Source organism: Pseudomonas sp. LY-1 (assembly GCF_053502595.1).
The window spans coordinates 5,008,938-5,023,599 of sequence record NZ_CP094353.1 but is presented as its reverse complement, the minus strand read 5'-3'; the positions used below and the strand labels follow the sequence as shown (position 1 = coordinate 5,023,599).

Sequence of the window (14,662 nt, the reverse complement as noted above, 5' to 3'; positions counted from 1 at the left end):
CTGCGTTTGGGCCGGCTTGGCCACGCAAAACACGTGCATAGGGTATTAAGGGCTTAGATGTCATAGCGCAAACAATAAGTCACATAGGTCACGATTGAATTTGCAAATCGATGTGATAGAAGGCATAGTCTCGACTTCTTTACACATTTGCCACGGTCGTGCCCATGCTAAATCGCTTCGCACCCCTCGTGCCTCTCGCACTTGTAGCTCTGTTGTTTGGTTGCGCCTCCCACCCTCAACAAGTGGCCGAGCAGCACGCTCAACAGTATAAAAATCAGGCAAAATTCGTTGCTGCGCAGTCTTCCACTGTTTATGAGGAAGAGCTGGCAACCGAAAAAGAACTGGCCGCCTTCGCTGGCAACAAGCCTTATCAGCTTCCCGTTCTGGCCGACAGCATTCTCGAGCGCGGCATGTCCCTGATCGGTACCCGTTACCGTTTCGGCGGTACTTCCGAAGCCGGTTTCGATTGCAGCGGTTTTATCGGTTACCTGTTTCGTGAAGAAGCTGGCATGAACCTGCCACGCTCCACTCGCGAAATGATCAACGTGAATGCACCGTTGGTCGCGCGTAACAACCTCAAGCCGGGTGATCTGCTTTTCTTCAGTACCAGTGGTCGTGGTCGCGTCAGTCACGCCGGTATCTACCTGGGCGATAACCAGTTTATCCACTCCAGCAGCCGCCGCAGCGGTGGTGTTCGAGTCGACAGCCTGGGCGACAGCTACTGGAGCAAAACCTTCATCGAAGCCAAACGCGCACTCGCCATGGCCCCGACGACGATTACCGCCAGCAAGTAAAGTTAAAGTGATACTTGAAGTTTGACGTGTAAGCGCTAGAATCCTTGAATATTGTTGTAATCCGTTCGCGCAAGCCTTGCTTGCGCGTTCTGGTTTTCAGCGTTCGGCAGCGAAAGCCGCATCCAGACCAGGATTGTTCTGCACATGTCGACCTCGGCCCGCCTGATTCTTATTGTTTGCGCCGCGCTGCTCAGCGCCTGCGCAAGCCGACCGCAGCCTGCGCCCGTAGCGGCCAAGCCTAAACCGGTGTTCAACACCAGCCAGAGTTTCTCGCCAGCCGCCGAAGACGTGCTCTTCCGAGCGCTGGGCCTGGTCGGTACGCCTTATCGTTGGGGTGGCAACACGCCAGACTCGGGGTTCGATTGCAGCGGGCTGATCGGGTTTGTCTACCGTGATGCCGCCGGCATCTCCCTGCCGCGCACCACGCGCGAACTGATCGTGATGCGTGGCCAGGACGTCAGCGAGCAGAACCTGCAAACCGGTGACCTGTTGTTCTTCGCCACGGGCGGTGGCTCACAGGTCAGCCACGCCGGGATCTATGTCGGCGAAGGGCGCTTTGTGCATGCGCCGCAGACGGGCGGTACGGTGAAGCTGGATACCTTGTCCAAAGCCTATTGGCAGAATGCCTACCTGAGTGCCAAGCGTGTGTTGCCGGCTGAAAATCTGGCGCGTAACCCTTAAGTCAAGCCAGGATCCCAATGTGGGAGGGAGCAAGCTCCCTCCCACATTTGTTTTGTGGCGGTCTTGAGAATAGTTACTTAGCCGCAGAAACCCGCCACACTTTATTCCCCACATCATCCGCCACCAGCAAACCGCCTTGCTTGTCGATGACCACGCCAACCGGTCGGCCCATGGCTTGCCCGTCGCTGTTGAGGAACCCGGTCAGCACGTCGACCGGCGGCCCCTTCGGCTTGCCGCCCTCGAACGGTACGAAGATCACCTTGTAGCCGCTGTGCGGCTTGCGGTTCCACGAACCGTGCTGGCCGATAAACGCGCCGTTGATAAAGGGAGCTGGCAGTTTGCTGCCCTCGGCGAAGGTCAGGCCTAGCGAGGCGGTGTGTGGGCCTACGGCGTAGTCCGGCGCAATGGCTTTGGCCACCAGATCCAGGTTTTGCGGCGTGACGCGTACATCCACGTGCTGCCCGTAGTAGCTGAAGGGCCAGCCATAAAAGGCGCCATCCTGGACCGAGGTGATGTAGTCCGGCACCAGGTCGCTGCCGATCTCATCGCGCTCGTTCACCGCCGTCCACAGCTTGCCGCTCTGCGGTTCCCAGGCCATGCCGTTGGGGTTGCGCAGGCCGGAGGCGAAGATGCGGTGTTGGCCGCTGGCGCGGTCGACTTCCCAGATCGCCGCGCGGCCTTGTTCCGCTTCCAGGCCGTTCTCGGCGACGTTGCTGTTGGAACCGACGCTCACATACAACTTGCTGCCGTCCTTGCTGGCCACCACGTTTTTCGTCCAGTGATGGTTGATGCTGCCCGCTGGCAGGTCGATGACCTTGCTGCCGGCGGTCTTGATCACGGTTTCGCCGGTCTGATAGGCAAAGCGCAGCAGCTTGTCCGAATCGGCCACGTACAGGTCATTGCCGACCAGCGTCATGCCGAAGGGCGAGTTGAGGTTTTCCAGGAATACCGTGCGGGTCTCCGCGACCCCATCGTGGTCGGCATCGCGCAGCAGGGTGATGCGGTTTGGGCTCGGCACACCGGCGCCGGCGCGGCCCATGACTTTCTCCATCACCCAGCCACGAATGCCTTTGGAGTCATCCGGCTTGGGCGGCGCGTTGGTTTGCGCCACCAGCACATCGCCGTTGGGTAATACGTACAGCCAGCGCGGGTGGTCCAGGCCTTCGGCGAAGGCCGCCACCTGGGTGCCGGCGGCGGCCGTCGGCGTGGTGCCTGCGGGCCAGCCGATGGCCGGAGCGATGTTCACCGTGGGGATCAGCGTCTTGTTCGGTTCCGGCAGTTGCGGTGAAGGCCCGGTGCCGTCGGATACCTTCAGGGTCGAGCTTTCGCCGCAGGCGGCAAGGCTGCCCGCGAGCATGATCAGTAAGGCGAGTCTTGTTTTATGCATGGTTTTCTCCTGGATGCCTGTAAGGGTAGAGGTGTGCGTTGCGGCGATGGTTCAAGTACAAGGCCAGCTTTAATTGACGCTCCACCCCCAACCCACTAACCTTCGCGGCTTGTTCCAGGTGCTCTGTGACCTACGGGTCGACTGAGTGAAACAGGGAAGCCGGTGAGTGAGCGCACTTGTACACAGTGCTGCCGCGATTCCGGCGCTGCCCCCGCAACGGTAAATGAGTCAAAACGGTGCTGTTTGCCACTGTATCGCTCGCGATATGGGAAGGCGCGCCGTCGGCGTGCGCTCTAGCGCGCCACTCATGAGCCCGGAGACCGGCCCGGATCATCCAACAGCATCACGGTGGGCGATGCTTGGCTGTCTGTTTTTGATTTTTCCTGCCCGCCGTTTTTGTCCAGCCCCAACGGAGAGCTGCCATGACCGATTCCCCCGAGCGCGACGAACGCCACCTGGCGCGCATGCTGCGTAAAAAAGCCGTGATCGATGAACGCATCGCCAATTCCCCGAACGAATGCGGCTTGCTGCTGGTGCTGACCGGCAACGGCAAAGGCAAGAGCAGCTCGGCATTTGGCATGCTGGCCCGTGCCATGGGCCATGGCATGCAGTGCGGTGTGGTGCAGTTCATCAAGGGGCGCAACAGCACCGGCGAAGAACTGTTCTTCCGCCGCTTCCCCGAGCAAGTGCGTTTCCATGTGATGGGCGAGGGTTTTACCTGGGAAACCCAGGACCGCCAGCGCGACATCGCGGCCGCTGAAGCCGCCTGGGCGGTGTCCCGCCAATTGCTGCAAGACCCGTCCATCGGTCTGGTGGTGCTGGATGAGCTGAACATCGCGCTCAAGCACGGCTATCTCGACCTGGATCAAGTCCTTGGCGATCTGCAGGCCCGCCCGCCGATGCAGCACGTGGTCGTCACCGGCCGTGGCGCCAAGCCCGAGCTGATCGAAATGGGCGACACCGTCACCGAGATGGGCATGCTCAAGCACGCGTTCCAGGCCGGTATCAAGGCACAGAAAGGCGTCGAACTTTGAATCAGCCCCGTCATTGCCCGGCCGTCTTGATCGCCGCACCGGCGTCCGGCCAGGGCAAAACCACGGTCACCGCCGCGCTGGCCCGTTTGCACCGCAACCTGGGGCGTAAGGTGCGCGTGTTCAAATGCGGCCCGGACTTCCTCGACCCGATGATTCACGAGCGCGCCAGCGGTGCGCCGGTGTATCAATTGGATATGTGGATGGTGGGCGAGCAGGAAAGTCGTCGCTTGCTGTGGGAAGCAGCGGGGGAGGCGGACCTGATCCTGATCGAAGGCGTGATGGGCCTGTTCGACGGCACGCCTTCCAGCGCTGACCTGGCGCGACACTTCGGTGTCCCGGTGCTCGGCGTGATCGATGGCACTGCGATGGCGCAAACCTTCGGCGCCCTGGCCCTCGGCCTGGCACGCTACCAGCCGGACTTGCCGTTCGCCGGGGTGCTGGCCAACCGCGTCGGCACCCTGCGCCATGCACAACTGCTTGAAGGCAGCCTCACCGAAGGCCTGCGCTGGTATGGCGCGCTGTCCCGCGAGACCGCTATCGAATTGCCCAGTCGCCACCTGGGCCTGGTGCAAGCCAGCGAACTGAATGACCTCGACCTGCGCCTGGACGCTGCCGCCCAGGCGTTGGGCAGCAGTTGCGAGGTCGCGTTGCCGCCGCCGGTGACCTTTGCCGCACCGCCCGTGATCCGCGCCGAACCGTTGCTGGCCGGCGTGCGTATTGCCATCGCCCGTGACGAAGCCTTCGCCTTCACCTACGGTGCGAGCCTCGATCTGCTGCGGGCGATGGGCGCTGAGTTGAGCTTCTTCTCGCCGATCCATGATCGCCAATTGCCCGATGCCGACAGCCTCTATCTGCCGGGCGGTTACCCCGAACTGCATCACCAGGCGCTGTCGGAAAACACCGCGATGCTGGATGCGATCCGTGCCCATCACGCTGCCGGCAAACCGCTGCTCGCCGAGTGTGGCGGGATGCTTTATCTGTTGGACTCGCTCACCGATGTCGACGGCATCCGCGCCGAACTGGTCGGCCTGCTACAGGGCGATGCGGTGATGCAAAAGAAGCTCGCGGCCCTGGCCCTGCAAAGCGTCGAATTGCCCGAGGGTGTGTTGCGCGGTCATACCTATCACCACTCGCTGACCAGCACCGAATGGCAGCCCGTTGCCCGTGGCGTGAGCCCCAATGGTGGGCGCGGGGCCGAGGCGGTGTATCGGCAGGGGCGGCTGACCGCGTCCTACGTCCACTTCTATTTCCCTTCCAACCCCCGCGCCGTTGCTGCGCTGTTTGCGCCCGGCGAAGGCAAATCGCACTCGGCTAAACACCACGAATCCACTGCGGGAGCGGGCTTGCCCGCGATAGGCTCATGACCGACAACGCCTTCCCCGAAGCCGAGCGCCAGGCCGTCTACCGCGCCATCGCCGAGCGCCGCGACATGCGTCACTTCAGCGGCGGCGATGTGGCTCCCGAACTGCTGCACCGTTTGCTCCAGGCCGCACACCAGGCGCCGAGCGTTGGCTTGATGCAACCGTGGCGGTTTATCCGCATCAGCGACCGCCAACTGCGTAGCCGGATTCAACAGTTGGTGGAGGAAGAACGCATACGCACCGCCGAGGCGTTGGGCGAGCGTTCCGATACATTTATGAAGCTCAAGGTCGAAGGCATCCACGACTGCGCCGAAGTGCTGGTGGCGGCGCTGATGGATGACCGCGAGCGGCATATCTTCGGCCGACGCACCTTGCCGGAAATGGACATGGCCTCGTTGTCCTGCGCGATCCAGAATCTGTGGCTGGCGGCGCGTGTCGAAGGCTTGGGCATGGGCTGGGTCTCGCTGTTCGAGCCGCAAGCCCTGGCCGACCTGCTGGGCTTGCCGCCCGGTGCGAAACCCCTGGCGGTGCTGTGCCTGGGGCCGGTCGAGGCGTTCTACCCGGCACCGATGTTGCAGCTCGAAGGCTGGGCCGAACCGCGGCCGCTGAGTGACATGTTGTATGAGAATGCGTGGGGAGTGCGTCAATGAGTGTGGCCTTGCTGTGTGTCGCTGCGGTGGCGCTGGATGCGCTGCTGGGCGAGCCCAGGCGCGGGCATCCGCTGGTGGCGTTCGGCAATTTTGCCGCGCGTATCGAGCAGCGTTTCAACAGCGGTGGCCGTGGCTGGCGCAGCCATGGTGTGACCGCGTGGTTTATTGCGGTGGTGCCGCTGACGCTGCTGGCCACTGCGTTGTCGTGGGCGCCTTATATCGGTTGGGTGCTGGAGATCCTCGCGTTGTACTGTGCCCTCGGCATGCGCAGTCTCGGCGAACATGTGATCCCGGTGGCCCAGGCCTTGCGCAGCGATGACCTGGACGAAGCCCGTCGACGCGTGAGTTACCTGGTGAGTCGCCAGACCAGTGAGCTGGATCGCACTGAAGTGGCCCGCGCCGCCACTGAATCGGTGCTGGAGAACGGCAGTGACGCGGTCTTTGCCGCACTGTTCTGGTTTGTCGTCGCGGGTGTGCCGGGCGTGGTGCTTTACCGCTTGAGCAACACCCTCGACGCGATGTGGGGCTATCGCAACGCACGCTTTGAGCGCTTCGGTTGGGCGGCGGCCAAGATCGACGACGTACTGAACTATATTCCGGCACGCCTGGTGGCGTTGACCTACGCCATACTCGGTAAAACCAGGCTGGCGATCAAATGCTGGCGCCGCCAGGGCTCGACCTGGGATAGCCCCAACGCCGGTCCGGTGATGGCGGCGGGGGCAGGTGCCTTGGGCGTCGAGTTGGGCGGTCCCGCGATCTACCACGGTGAGCTGCACCAGCGCCCGCCACTGGGCGAAGGCCCGGCGGCGGATGCAGACGCCATCGACCGCGGCTGGCAACTGGTGCAGCGCGGCGTATGGTTGTGGCTGCTGATTTTATGCATCGGGGGGCAATTGTATGCTTGAGCACGGTGGCCGCCTGCGCAAGGCGGCGATTGAATACGGGATTGCCGAAGCCGAATGGCTCGACCTGTCCAGCGGCCTGGCGCCCTGGCCGTGGCCGGTCCCCGAGATTCCGTTGCGCGCCTGGGCGCGCCTGCCGGAAACCGACGACGGCCTCGAACAAGCCGCCAGCGAGTATTACGGCACCGCGCATTTATTGCCGGTGCCCGGTTCCCAGGCAGCGATCCAACTGCTGCCGCGTCTGCGTCGGGGTGGCAAGGTCGGTGTGCTGTCACCTTGTTACGCCGAGCACGCCGAGGCTTGGCGCCGCGCCGGCTACGTGGTGCGCGAAGTGCAGGAGCAGGAAGTCGACTTCTTTCTCGACAGCCTGGACGTGCTGGTGGTGGTCAACCCGAATAACCCGACCGGCCTGAGCCTGACCCCGCAACGCCTGCTGGATTGGCACGCGCGGCTGGCCCAGCGCGGTGGCTGGCTGGTGGTGGACGAAGCGTTCATGGACGTCACGCCGCACCTGAGCCTGGCCGGCCAGGCCCATCAGGTCGGCCTGATCGTGCTGCGTTCGTTCGGCAAGTTCTTCGGCCTGGCCGGTGTGCGCCTGGGATTTGTGTTGGCGGAGCGCCGGTTGCTCAAGCTGTTGGCCGAACAGGTTGGGCCATGGGCGGTCAGCGGGCCGACGCGGGTGATCGGCCAAGTGTGTCTGCGCGATACCGCCGGGCACACCCGGCAACGTAATCGTTGCCTGGAAGCCGGCCAGCGCTTGTTCGAATTGCTGGAACGCCAAGGCTTTCAACCCCAGGGCGGCTGCGCCCTGTTCCAATGGCTGATCACCCCTCACGCCGAACGCATGCACAACTTCATGGCCCAGCGCGGCATTCTGCTGCGCCTGTTTGTCCACGACAGCAGCCTGCGTTTCGGCCTGCCCGACACCGATGCCGACTGGCTGCGCCTCGAACAGGCGCTGATCGCCTACAAGGAAGCGCCATGAGTACGCTGATGGTGCAAGGCACGACGTCCGATGCCGGTAAAAGCACCCTGGTCACCGCCCTGTGTCGCTGGCTGGTGCGCCAGGGCGTGGCGGTGGTGCCGTTCAAACCGCAGAACATGGCGCTCAACAGCGCGGTAACGGCCGAAGGCGGCGAAATTGGCCGCGCCCAGGCAGTGCAGGCCCAGGCCGCCAACCTGGCGCCGCACACCGACATGAACCCGGTGCTGCTCAAACCCAACAGCGATACCGGCTCCCAAGTGATCATCCATGGCCGTGCCGTGACCAGCATGAACGCAGTGGCCTATCACGACTACAAAGCCATCGCGATGCACGCGGTGCTGGCGTCCCACGCGCGCTTGAGCGAAGCCTACCCGGTGGTGATGGTGGAAGGCGCGGGCTCCCCGGCGGAGATCAACCTGCGCGCCAATGACATTGCCAACATGGGCTTCGCCGAAGCCGTGGACTGCCCGGTGCTGCTGATCGCCGACATCAATCGCGGCGGCGTGTTCGCGCATCTGGTCGGCACCCTCGAATTGCTTTCGGCGAGCGAGCAGGCGCGGGTCAAGGGCTTCATCATCAACCGTTTTCGCGGTGATATCGCTTTGTTGCAGCCGGGGCTGGATTGGCTGGAAGCACGCACCGGCAAGCCGGTGGTCGGCGTATTGCCCTACGTGATGGACCTGCATCTGGAAGCCGAAGACGGCATCGACCAGCGCCAGATCGACAAGGCTGCCCAGGTGCTCAAGGTGGTCGTCCCGGTATTGCCGCGCATCAGCAATCACACCGACTTCGACCCGCTGCGCCTGCATCCCCAGGTGGACTTGCAGTTCATCGGCCCGGGTCAGCCGATTCCTGGCGCCGACCTGATTATCTTGCCGGGCTCGAAAAGCGTGCGCAGTGACCTCGCGTACCTGCGTGCCAATGGCTGGGACACGGCGGTGGCGCGGCACTTGCGCTACGGCGGCAAGGTGCTGGGGATTTGCGGCGGGTTGCAGATGCTCGGCGAGCAGGTGCATGACCCGCTCGGGCTCGAGGGGCCGGCCGGGTCGAGTGCAGGCCTGGGCTGGCTGGCGTTCAGTACGACGCTGGAGGAGCACAAGCAACTGCGCAATGTGCGTGGGCGCCTGCTGCTGGAGGACGCCGAGGTCAGTGGTTATGAGATCCACGCAGGGGTGACGTCCGGCGCGGCCTTGTCGAACGCGGCCGTGTTGCTGGACGACGGCCGCAGCGATGGCGCGCAGAGCCCCGACGGGCAGATCTTCGGCACCTACCTGCACGGCTTGTTCGAAACCCCTGCTGCGTGCAGCGCCTTGTTGCGCTGGGCCGGTTTGCAGGCGGTACAGGAGGTGGATTACCACGCCCTGCGTGAGCGCGATATCGAGCGCTTGGCCGACCTGGTGGACAACCATCTGGATACCGCGCTGTTGCGCACGTTGTGTGGGGTTTGACGGTGTACATGCGCTCGAAGTGTGGGAGCTGGCTTGCCTGCGATGGTATCAATCGGATTTCCCTGGGGCAGCGAGGTGCCATCCCATGCTCCAACTGATCCTCGGCGGCGCCCGTTCCGGCAAAAGCCGCCTCGCCGAAAAACTTGCCGGCGACAGCGCGTTGCCCGTCATTTATATCGCCACCAGCCAACCGCTGGACGGCGAGATGAACCAGCGCGTCGCCCTGCATCGCCAGCGTCGCCCGGAACACTGGGGCCTGATCGAAGAACCGATCGAACTGGCACGGGTGCTGCGTGAAAACGCCGCGCCCGAGCGCTGCCTGCTGGTGGATTGCCTCACGCTCTGGCTGACCAATCTGCTGCTGCTCGATAACCCCGAGCGCCTGGCTTTTGAGCGTGACCAATTACTGGAAAGCCTGGCCTCATTGCCCGGTGAAATCCTGTTTGTCAGCAACGAGACCGGTTTGGGTGTCGTGCCGCTGGGCGAATTGACTCGCCGCTATGTGGATGAAGCCGGTTGGCTGCATCAAGCCTTGGCCGAACGGTGTCAGCGTGTTGTCCTGACCGTTGCCGGCCTGCCCCTGACTTTGAAAGGTACTGCGTTATGACGGAAACCTGGTGGCTCAACCCGTGCAAGGCCAGCGACGCTTTGGCGTATCAACAGGCCTTGGCGCGCCAACAGCAATTGACCAAACCGGCCGGCTCCCTCGGCCAGTTGGAAGCGTTGGCGGTGCAGTTGGCCGGCTTGCAAGGCCGGGTCAAACCTACGCTGGAGCAGGTGTGGATCGCCATCTTTGCCGGCGACCACGGCGTGGTGGCCGAAGGCGTGTCGGCGTATCCCCAGGCAGTCACCGCGCAGATGTTGCATAACTTTGTCTCCGGCGGTGCGGCCATCAGCGTATTGGCGCAGCAACTGACGGCGCAGTTGGAAGTGATCGACCTCGGCACGGTGACGCCGTCGCTGAACCTGCCCGGTGTGCGTCACCTGAATATCGCAGCCGGCACCGCCAACTTCGTCAACGCCCCGGCGATGACCGAGGCACAAGGGCGGCTGGCGCTGCAGGCCGGTCGCGACAGCGCGCGCCGTGCGTTGGCGAGCGGCGCGCAGTTGTTTATCGGCGGCGAGATGGGGATCGGCAACACCACCGCCGCCAGCGCGTTGGCGTGTGCTTTGCTCGATTGCCCGGTCAGTGATTTGACCGGGCCGGGCACCGGCTTGGATGCCCAGGGCGTCAGCCACAAAGTCGCGGTCATCGAACGCGCGCTGGCCGTGCACGCCGCGCAACGCGGTGACGCGCTGCAAACCCTGTTCAACCTCGGCGGGTTGGAGATTGCAGCGTTGGTCGGTGCCTATCTGGCCTGCGCCCAGGATGGCATTGTGGTGCTGGTGGACGGCTTTATCTGCAGCGTCGCGGCGTTGGTCGCCACGCGGCTGAACCCGGCATGCCGTGAGTGGCTGGTGTTCGGCCATCGCGGCGCCGAGCCGGGCCATCGCCATGTATTGCACAGCCTCGACGCACAACCGTTGCTCGAACTCGGCCTGCGACTCGGCGAAGGCAGCGGCGCGGCCCTGGCGGTGCCGCTGCTGCGCCTGGCCTGTGCGCTGCACGGGCAGATGGCCACATTTGCTGAAGCCGCCGTGGCGGACCGCCCGGCATGACCTTGCACCTGGACCTGCTGCGCCACGGCGAAACCGAATTGGGTGGTGGCCTGCGCGGCAGCCTCGACGATGCGCTCACCGAAAACGGCTGGGCGCAAATGCGCGCTGCCGTAGCGGAGCAGGGCCCGTGGGATCGCCTGATCAGTTCGCCGCTGCAACGGTGCGCGCGGTTTGCGCAAGAGCTGGGCACAACACTCAACGTGCCAGTGAGCCTGGAAAAGGCTCTGCAGGAATTGCACTTCGGTGCCTGGGAAGGGCAGAACGCAGCGGCGTTGATGGAGACCGATGCCGACGGGCTGGGCGCGTTCTGGGCCGACCCCTATAGCTTCACGCCACCAGACGGCGAACGTGTCAGCGACTTTTCCGATCGGGTCCTCGGCGCGGTCTCACGCTTGCATCAGGCTTATGCCGGCCAGCGTGTGTTGTTGATCAGCCACGGTGGCGTGATGCGTCTGCTGCTGGCCCGGGCGCGCGGTTTGCCTCGAGCGCAATTGCTGAATGTCGAAGTCGGCCATGGCGCGCTGTTCAGCCTGCAGGTCGCGGCCGACGGCGTGTTGAAGGAAGGGCGCTGAACATGCTGCCGTTCTGGATCGCCCTGCAGTTCCTGAGCAGCCTGCCGATTCGTCTGCCGGGCATGCCGCAACCGCAGGAACTGGGGCGCTCACTGCTGTTTTATCCGCTGGTGGGCCTGTTGTTCGGCCTGCTGTTGTGGGGCCTGAACCTCGCGTTGGCGGGCGCGCCGCTGTTGCTGCACGCCGCGCTGTTGCTGACGGCCTGGGTGTTGCTCAGTGGCGGTTTGCACCTGGACGGGCTGGCGGACAGCGCGGACGCCTGGCTTGGTGGTTTTGGCGATCGTGAGCGCACCCTGACCATCATGAAAGACCCACGTAGCGGGCCGATCGCCGTGGTCACCCTCGGCCTGGTATTGCTGCTCAAGTTCACCGCGCTGGTGGCGCTGATCGAGCAGCACAATAACGTGGCGCTGATCCTCGCGCCGCTGATCGGGCGTGCGTCGATGCTCGCGCTGTTTCTTACCACGCGCTATGTGCGTGCCGGAGGATTGGGCCAGGCATTGTCGGATCACTTACCGAGGATTGTCGGCCAGCAGGTGCTGATCCTCAGCGGCCTGGCCTGCCTCCTGATCGCTGGTTTCAGCGGCGGGATCGCGGTCCTGCTCGCGGCGCTGTGCTTTATCGGCCTGCGCCACCTGATGGTCAAGCGCCTCGGCGGCACCACGGGCGACACCGCCGGCGCGCTGCTGGAGCTGCTGGAAGTGGCGGTTCTGGTCGGGCTGGCGCTGTAACACTTGCTTGCATTTGCTGAATCGCGGGTATATACACGTTCCATGCTTGCCTCCCAATGTTTATGCACCAACCTGCGACGCGCCGCCCGTGGCGTCAGCAGGCATTACGACGGCGCTCTCGACGGCTTCGGGATCAACGTCGCCCAGTATTCTTTGCTGTGCAATCTGCAGCGTCTCGATCAGCCGAGTATTTCCAGCCTGGCCGACGCCATGGGGCTGGATCGCAGTACGTTGGGGCGCAACCTGCGTGTACTGGAAGGCGAAGGCCTGGTGCGGTTGGTCGAGGGCGACGATCTGCGCAACCGCCTGGTGCTGTTGACCGAAGCCGGCGCGGCGCGATTGGCAGCGGCCTTGCCGGCCTGGGAGGCGGCGCAGCAGAAATTGATTGATCGGTTGGGCGCGGAAAAACGCGAAACCCTGTTGGCCTTGCTGGATGAACTCGCCTGAACGGGGGTTTGTTCGACTACAAGCGGGTATATACCCGTAAATGGAGAATAAGAAATGACCTCGATGTGGCGCACCAGTGGCTGGATTCTTGTGGGGAGTGCGCTGATCCTGGCGTTGTCCCTGGGTGTGCGGCATGGCTTCGGGCTGTTCCTGGCGCCGATGAGCGCCGAATTCGGCTGGGGACGTGAGACGTTTGCCTTTGCCATTGCTTTGCAGAACCTGATCTGGGGCCTGGCGCAGCCGTTCACCGGCGCCCTGGCCGACCGCTTTGGGGCGAGCAAGGCGGTGTTGGTTGGCGGTGTGTTGTACGCCGTCGGCCTGGTGCTGATGGGGATGTCCGATTCGGCGTGGTCGTTATCGTTGAGCGCCGGTTTGCTGATTGGTATTGGCCTGTCCGGCACCTCGTTTTCGGTGATTCTGGGCGTGGTCGGCCGTGCCGTGCCGCCGGAAAAACGCAGCATCGCCATGGGCATTGCGAGTGCCGCTGGTTCTTTCGGCCAGTTCGCCATGGTGCCGGGCACCCTGGGCTTGATCAGTTGGCTGGGTTGGTCGGCGGCACTGCTGGCGCTGGGCTTGATGGTGGCGTTGATTCTGCCGCTGGTGAGCATGCTCAAGGATCGGCCGCTGCCTGTCATGGCCGGGCAGCAAACCTTACGTGAAGCGCTGAAGGAAGCCTGCTCCCACTCCGGGTTCTGGCTACTGGCGTTCGGTTTTTTCGTCTGCGGTTTCCAAGTGGTGTTTATCGGCGTGCATCTGCCGGCTTACCTGATCGATCAGCATTTGCCGGCGACTACCGGCACCACCGTCTTGGCCTTGATTGGCCTGTTTAATATCGCCGGCACCTACACCGCCGGCTGGCTCGGCGGGCGCATGTCCAAGCCGCGCCTGCTGACCGGCCTGTACCTGTTGCGGGCGGTGGTGATCGGGCTGTTCCTGTGGGCGCCGGTGACTGAAGTCTCGGCCTACCTGTTCGGTATGGCGATGGGCTTCTTGTGGTTGTCCACAGTACCGCTGACCAATGGTACGGTCGCGACGCTGTTTGGTGTGCGAAACCTCTCGATGCTCGGTGGGATCGTGTTCCTGTTCCACCAGCTCGGTTCGTTCCTCGGCGGCTGGTTGGGTGGGGTGGTCTATGATCGAACCGGCAACTACGATTTGATCTGGCAAGTGGCGATTCTCTTGAGCCTGCTCGCCGCCGCCCTGAACTGGCCGGTGCGTGAGCGGCCGGTGGCGCGGTTGCAGACGCAGATGGAGGTAGCATGAGTTCCAATGGCTATTGGCTGGTTGGGGCAGGGGCGGCAACGCTTCTGCTGCTTCTGGCGTGGTGGGGCTGGCAGCGCGGTGGGCTGGCGTTGATGCAACTGGGTATGTCGATCTGTTAAGTTCGTGGTCTGACTCCTTTGAAGGACACACGATATGCAGATGCGCTGGCTTGCAGTACCCGTCCTGATGGCTGCTTTTGGCGGTGCGGCCATGGCCGCCAGTTGCCCGCCGTTGCTGGAGGGGCAGTTGCCCAAGTTGCGCGCCAAGGAATCCATCGACCTGTGCCAGCGCTTTGCCGGTAAGCCTCTGGTGATCGTCAATACCGCCAGCTTCTGTGGGTTTGCGCCGCAATTCAAAGGCCTCGAGGCGTTATACCAGCGCTACAAGGGCCAGGGCCTGGAAGTGATTGGCGTGCCTTCCGATGACTTCAAGCAGGAAGCCAAGACCGGTGAGGAAACCGCCAAGGTTTGCTACGTGAATTATGGCGTTACCTTCACCATGACCGAGCCGCAGACGGTCAAGGGGCCGGATGCCGTGCATCTGTTCAAGATACTGGCGCAGCAGAGCAGCGCGCCAAAGTGGAATTTCTACAAGTACGTGGTGGATCGCCAGGGCAAGGTGATCGCCAATTTTTCCAGCCTGACCAAGCCGGACAGCCCGGACTTGCTCAAAGCGGTGGAAGAGGCGTTAGCGTCGAAACCCTGATCGTTACCCATTGAAAAGCCCCGCCTCCTTTGCAGGAGAGCGG

Annotated in this window: 17 protein-coding genes and 1 riboswitch; of the genes, 16 read left to right on the top strand and 1 reads right to left on the bottom strand. The window is 63.4% G+C overall.

The window, feature by feature from the left end; genetic code table 11:
- Positions 1-164: 164 nt before the first annotated feature.
- Together MOQ67_RS23000 and MOQ67_RS22995 are read left to right on the top strand one after the other, a co-directional pair.
- Positions 165-794 (top strand): C40 family peptidase, encoded by a 630-nt coding sequence (locus MOQ67_RS23000; protein WP_253397765.1) that lies wholly within the window; start codon positions 165-167, stop codon positions 792-794.
- A gap of 144 nt (positions 795-938) precedes the next feature.
- The gene (locus MOQ67_RS22995; protein ID WP_321863326.1) at positions 939-1,475 is read left to right on the top strand and encodes a C40 family peptidase; all 537 of its coding nucleotides are present in this window, start codon (positions 939-941) and stop codon (positions 1,473-1,475) included.
- 73 nt (positions 1,476-1,548) lie between these two features.
- Here MOQ67_RS22995 and MOQ67_RS22990 read toward each other — a convergent pair whose 3' ends face one another.
- Positions 1,549-2,862 (bottom strand): PQQ-dependent sugar dehydrogenase, encoded by a 1,314-nt coding sequence (locus MOQ67_RS22990; protein ID WP_448675572.1) that lies wholly within the window; start codon positions 2,860-2,862, stop codon positions 1,549-1,551.
- A 99-nt stretch (positions 2,863-2,961) separates the two neighbouring features.
- Positions 2,962-3,205: riboswitch (cobalamin riboswitch) on the top strand.
- A gap of 79 nt (positions 3,206-3,284) precedes the next feature.
- Between MOQ67_RS22990 and cobO the strand changes: the two genes are divergently transcribed.
- From cobO to MOQ67_RS22920, 14 genes are all read left to right on the top strand, one after another.
- Positions 3,285-3,896: a cob(I)yrinic acid a,c-diamide adenosyltransferase gene (gene cobO, locus MOQ67_RS22985; RefSeq protein WP_253397759.1), complete on the top strand. Its 612-nt coding sequence runs from the start codon at positions 3,285-3,287 to the stop codon at positions 3,894-3,896.
- Positions 3,893-5,260, top strand: a complete 1,368-nt coding sequence (locus tag MOQ67_RS22980) for a cobyrinate a,c-diamide synthase (protein WP_448675571.1) — start codon at positions 3,893-3,895, stop codon at positions 5,258-5,260. The genes cobO and MOQ67_RS22980 overlap by 4 nt, the downstream gene beginning before the upstream one ends.
- Entirely contained in the window at positions 5,257-5,907 is a 651-nt protein-coding gene (gene bluB / locus MOQ67_RS22975; RefSeq protein ID WP_448675570.1) for a 5,6-dimethylbenzimidazole synthase, read from the top strand. Before MOQ67_RS22980 ends, bluB begins: the two co-directional genes overlap by 4 nt.
- Complete coding sequence (cbiB, locus tag MOQ67_RS22970; protein WP_448675569.1) at positions 5,904-6,812, top strand: adenosylcobinamide-phosphate synthase CbiB; 909 nt, start codon at positions 5,904-5,906, stop codon at positions 6,810-6,812. Before bluB ends, cbiB begins: the two co-directional genes overlap by 4 nt.
- Positions 6,805-7,794: a threonine-phosphate decarboxylase CobD gene (cobD, locus tag MOQ67_RS22965; protein WP_253397751.1), complete on the top strand. Its 990-nt coding sequence runs from the start codon at positions 6,805-6,807 to the stop codon at positions 7,792-7,794. The genes cbiB and cobD overlap by 8 nt, the downstream gene beginning before the upstream one ends.
- Entirely contained in the window at positions 7,791-9,242 is a 1,452-nt protein-coding gene (locus tag MOQ67_RS22960; RefSeq protein WP_253397749.1) for a cobyric acid synthase, read from the top strand. The genes cobD and MOQ67_RS22960 overlap by 4 nt, the downstream gene beginning before the upstream one ends.
- 85 nt (positions 9,243-9,327) lie before the next feature.
- Positions 9,328-9,849 carry a bifunctional adenosylcobinamide kinase/adenosylcobinamide-phosphate guanylyltransferase gene (gene cobU, locus MOQ67_RS22955; protein ID WP_448675568.1) on the top strand — a complete coding sequence of 174 codons (522 nt, stop codon included), beginning with the start codon at positions 9,328-9,330 and terminating at the stop codon, positions 9,847-9,849.
- On the top strand, positions 9,846-10,901 hold the full coding sequence (gene cobT, locus MOQ67_RS22950; RefSeq protein WP_253397745.1) for a nicotinate-nucleotide--dimethylbenzimidazole phosphoribosyltransferase: 1,056 nt from the start codon (positions 9,846-9,848) through the stop codon (positions 10,899-10,901). The genes cobU and cobT overlap by 4 nt, the downstream gene beginning before the upstream one ends.
- The gene (gene cobC / locus MOQ67_RS22945) at positions 10,898-11,473 is read left to right on the top strand and encodes an alpha-ribazole phosphatase family protein (RefSeq protein WP_448675567.1); all 576 of its coding nucleotides are present in this window, start codon (positions 10,898-10,900) and stop codon (positions 11,471-11,473) included. Before cobT ends, cobC begins: the two co-directional genes overlap by 4 nt.
- Positions 11,474-11,475: 2 nt before the next feature.
- The gene (locus MOQ67_RS22940) at positions 11,476-12,204 is read left to right on the top strand and encodes an adenosylcobinamide-GDP ribazoletransferase (RefSeq protein ID WP_448675566.1); all 729 of its coding nucleotides are present in this window, start codon (positions 11,476-11,478) and stop codon (positions 12,202-12,204) included.
- A 42-nt stretch (positions 12,205-12,246) separates the two neighbouring features.
- On the top strand, positions 12,247-12,651 hold the full coding sequence (locus MOQ67_RS22935; RefSeq protein WP_247405041.1) for a MarR family winged helix-turn-helix transcriptional regulator: 405 nt from the start codon (positions 12,247-12,249) through the stop codon (positions 12,649-12,651).
- Positions 12,652-12,714: 63 nt separating this feature from the next.
- On the top strand, positions 12,715-13,914 hold the full coding sequence (locus MOQ67_RS22930) for an MFS transporter (protein ID WP_253400424.1): 1,200 nt from the start codon (positions 12,715-12,717) through the stop codon (positions 13,912-13,914).
- Complete coding sequence (locus MOQ67_RS22925; RefSeq protein WP_269816499.1) at positions 13,911-14,033, top strand: hypothetical protein; 123 nt, start codon at positions 13,911-13,913, stop codon at positions 14,031-14,033. The genes MOQ67_RS22930 and MOQ67_RS22925 overlap by 4 nt, the downstream gene beginning before the upstream one ends.
- Positions 14,034-14,067: 34 nt before the next feature.
- Entirely contained in the window at positions 14,068-14,619 is a 552-nt protein-coding gene (locus tag MOQ67_RS22920; protein ID WP_198718059.1) for a glutathione peroxidase, read from the top strand.
- Positions 14,620-14,662 lie beyond the last annotated feature (43 nt).

What these genes read in the sequence shown, in the direction of transcription:
- MOQ67_RS22995 (WP_321863326.1), top strand. Translation starts at nt 939, where the DNA reads ATGTCGACCTCGGCCCGCCTGATTCTTATTGTTTGCGCCGCGCTGCTC.
- MOQ67_RS22935 (WP_247405041.1), top strand. Translation starts at nt 12,247, where the DNA reads ATGCTTGCCTCCCAATGTTTATGCACCAACCTGCGACGCGCCGCCCGT.
- cobT (WP_253397745.1), top strand. Translation starts at nt 9,846, where the DNA reads ATGACGGAAACCTGGTGGCTCAACCCGTGCAAGGCCAGCGACGCTTTG.
- MOQ67_RS23000 (WP_253397765.1), top strand. Translation starts at nt 165, where the DNA reads ATGCTAAATCGCTTCGCACCCCTCGTGCCTCTCGCACTTGTAGCTCTG.
- cobO (WP_253397759.1), top strand. Translation starts at nt 3,285, where the DNA reads ATGACCGATTCCCCCGAGCGCGACGAACGCCACCTGGCGCGCATGCTG.
- MOQ67_RS22960 (WP_253397749.1), top strand. Translation starts at nt 7,791, where the DNA reads ATGAGTACGCTGATGGTGCAAGGCACGACGTCCGATGCCGGTAAAAGC.
- cbiB (WP_448675569.1), top strand. Translation starts at nt 5,904, where the DNA reads ATGAGTGTGGCCTTGCTGTGTGTCGCTGCGGTGGCGCTGGATGCGCTG.
- cobC (WP_448675567.1), top strand. Translation starts at nt 10,898, where the DNA reads ATGACCTTGCACCTGGACCTGCTGCGCCACGGCGAAACCGAATTGGGT.
- MOQ67_RS22925 (WP_269816499.1), top strand. Translation starts at nt 13,911, where the DNA reads ATGAGTTCCAATGGCTATTGGCTGGTTGGGGCAGGGGCGGCAACGCTT.
- MOQ67_RS22990 (WP_448675572.1), bottom strand. Translation starts at nt 2,862, where the DNA reads ATGCATAAAACAAGACTCGCCTTACTGATCATGCTCGCGGGCAGCCTT.
- MOQ67_RS22940 (WP_448675566.1), top strand. Translation starts at nt 11,476, where the DNA reads ATGCTGCCGTTCTGGATCGCCCTGCAGTTCCTGAGCAGCCTGCCGATT.
- cobD (WP_253397751.1), top strand. Translation starts at nt 6,805, where the DNA reads ATGCTTGAGCACGGTGGCCGCCTGCGCAAGGCGGCGATTGAATACGGG.
- MOQ67_RS22920 (WP_198718059.1), top strand. Translation starts at nt 14,068, where the DNA reads ATGCAGATGCGCTGGCTTGCAGTACCCGTCCTGATGGCTGCTTTTGGC.
- cobU (WP_448675568.1), top strand. Translation starts at nt 9,328, where the DNA reads ATGCTCCAACTGATCCTCGGCGGCGCCCGTTCCGGCAAAAGCCGCCTC.
- MOQ67_RS22930 (WP_253400424.1), top strand. Translation starts at nt 12,715, where the DNA reads ATGTGGCGCACCAGTGGCTGGATTCTTGTGGGGAGTGCGCTGATCCTG.
- bluB (WP_448675570.1), top strand. Translation starts at nt 5,257, where the DNA reads ATGACCGACAACGCCTTCCCCGAAGCCGAGCGCCAGGCCGTCTACCGC.